Origin of the sequence: Streptomyces sp. NPDC006529, from assembly GCF_040611795.1 — a bacterium.
Taxonomy (GTDB): domain Bacteria; phylum Actinomycetota; class Actinomycetes; order Streptomycetales; family Streptomycetaceae; genus Streptomyces.
In genome coordinates this window covers 1-1,829 of sequence record NZ_JBEXPB010000123.1, presented here as the reverse complement: position 1 = coordinate 1,829, position 1,829 = coordinate 1, and the positions used below count along the sequence as shown (strand labels likewise).

1 protein-coding gene is annotated in these 1,829 nt (G+C 69.2%); it reads right to left on the bottom strand.

Going from position 1 to position 1,829, the window contains the following annotated elements:
- On the bottom strand, window positions 1-1,829 hold a 1,829-nt coding region (locus ABZY31_RS31195), incomplete at both ends, for an acyltransferase domain-containing protein (protein ID WP_356417052.1).

The following is a 1,829-nucleotide window of genomic DNA, read 5'->3' as shown; positions in this document are numbered from 1 at the left end:
GACCACGAACCCCCAGCCCGCGCCGCACGCACCAGACGACGACCGAAGACCCCGGAAGACCTCACCGCCACCTGGTCCTCGACACCACCCAGAACACCCACCAGGCGGCCCATGGCCCGCTCGTCCCACACCTCGGGAAGGTCGACCAGACCACCCCAACGCTCAGGAACCTCCAGAGCAGCCACCCGACCCAGACCCCACACCTGCGCCTGAACAGCAGACACCAACCGGTCCGAACGGCCCACACTCACCGCACCACGCGTCAGGCACCACAACGGCGCCCCCACCCCGGCATCACCCAACGCCTGCACCAGACCGGCGGTAGCAACGAGCCCACCCACCTCATCCAGCGCCAGCAACGACACCACACCAGCCACAGACCCCACACCAGCCAGCAGACCCGCAAGACCCTCACGGTCCATGCCCGGCTCCACCACAACCCGACGCACCCCAGCACCACGCCCAGCCAGAGCCGCCACCACAGCCGTGTCATCCACGCCCACAGCCGGCACCACGACCAGCCACTCACCCGACAGCACAGCACCGGCAGCACCGTCCGTCAGCGGCTTCCACGACACCCGGTAACGCCAGGAGTCGACCTCGGACTGGGTCCGCAGACCCCGGCGCCACGCCGACAGCGCGGGCAGTGCCGGCAGGACCGTTCCCAGAGTGTTCTCGTCGTCCATGTCCAGCGCGGCAGCGAGCGACTCCAGGTCCTCGCGCTCCACGGCGTCCCAGAAGCGGGAGTCCAGGTCGTCCGTCGCACCCTTCCGGGTCGCGCCCGGCATCTCCAGCCAGTAGCGCTCGTGCTGGAAGGCGTACGTCGGCAGCTCCACCCGTCGGGCGCCCGTACCGGCGTAGAAGGCGGACCAGTCCACGGCCACACCCCGTACCTGTGCCTGAGCCAGAGCCGCAACCGCGGTCTCCGCCTCCGGCCGACCGGCCCGCAGCACCGGCACGAACCCGGCAGCAGCCGTCACGCAATCCTGTGCCAGCGCCGACAGCACGCCGTCCGGACCGAGTTCGACGTACGTCGTCACACCCGCGGCCTCCAGGGCCCGCACACCGTCGAGGAAGCGAACCGCCTCCCGGACGTGTCGCACCCAGAAGTCGGCCGAACCCATCTCGTCCGAGACCAGCGCATCCGTCAGGTGGGAGACGACCGGGATCCGCGGAGCGGCGAACTCCAGCCCCGCCACCACCTCACGGAAGTCCTCCAACATCCCGTCCATGTGCGGCGAGTGGAAAGCGTGACTGACCGTGAGCCGCTTGCTCTTGCGGTCGGCGAACACCTCCACCACCGCGAGCACAGCGTCCTCGTCACCCGCGATCACGACCGACGCGGGCCCGTTGACGGCGGCGATGCTCACCCGGTCATTCAGCAGCGGCAGGACTTCGTCCTCCGACGCCTGGAGAGCGATCATCACCCCACCACCCGGCAGCGCCTGCATCAGGCGGCCCCGGGCGGCGACGAGCACACACGCGTCGTCGAGGGACAAGACACCCGCGACGTGCGCGGCAGCGACCTCACCGATCGAATGACCGGCGAGGAAGTCAGGCCGCACACCCCACGACTCCAACAGCCGGAACAGCGCCACCTCGACCGCGAACAACGCAGGCTGCGCCCATTCCGTACGGTTCAGTAGCTCCGCATCCGCCCCGAAGAGGACATCGCGCAAAGGCACATCCAGATCGAACCGGGCACACACAGCATCCAGCGCATCCGCGAAAGTGGGGAAGGCGTCATACAACTCACGCCCCATCCCGAGGCGCTGGCTGCCTTGACCGGTGAACAGGAAGGCGGTCTTCCCGCCGACCGGTGAGCCCTC